We start from the raw sequence: 270 nt of genomic DNA, 5'->3' as shown, positions 1-270 counted from the left end.
ACAAGATCATGGATCTTCTTTGGATCATATCTTGTGATCATGATTGGATCAGATCGAGGATTACCTGGGATCAAAAGTGGTGGTTATACACAGGGGGTGAAATTGATCAAAGTTGTTATTGGGATAACTAAAGGAAAATCACTGGATCTTATTGTAGTTATCCACAGTCTGCTTGGTTGGTTTTTGAGCGGTTAAACAAAATAATTTGGTGGGAGTTATTCACATGGGAGAAAACAGAGCCGAATTTCGACTCTGTTGAAGGGAAAGTCG

1 protein-coding gene is annotated in these 270 nt (G+C 39.3%); it reads left to right on the top strand.

From position 1 onward, the window contains the following. Positions 1 to 195 (top strand): hypothetical protein (locus tag IQR33_RS35010; RefSeq protein WP_228014242.1); only part of this gene is annotated, 195 nt, incomplete at its 5' end. Between the last annotated feature and the right edge of the window lie 75 nt (positions 196 to 270).

The organism is Vibrio sp. OPT46, assembly GCF_015163535.1.
GTDB classification, from domain to species: Bacteria; Pseudomonadota; Gammaproteobacteria; order Enterobacterales; family Vibrionaceae; genus Vibrio; species Vibrio alginolyticus.
This window is presented reverse-complemented; position numbering and strand designations above follow the sequence as displayed.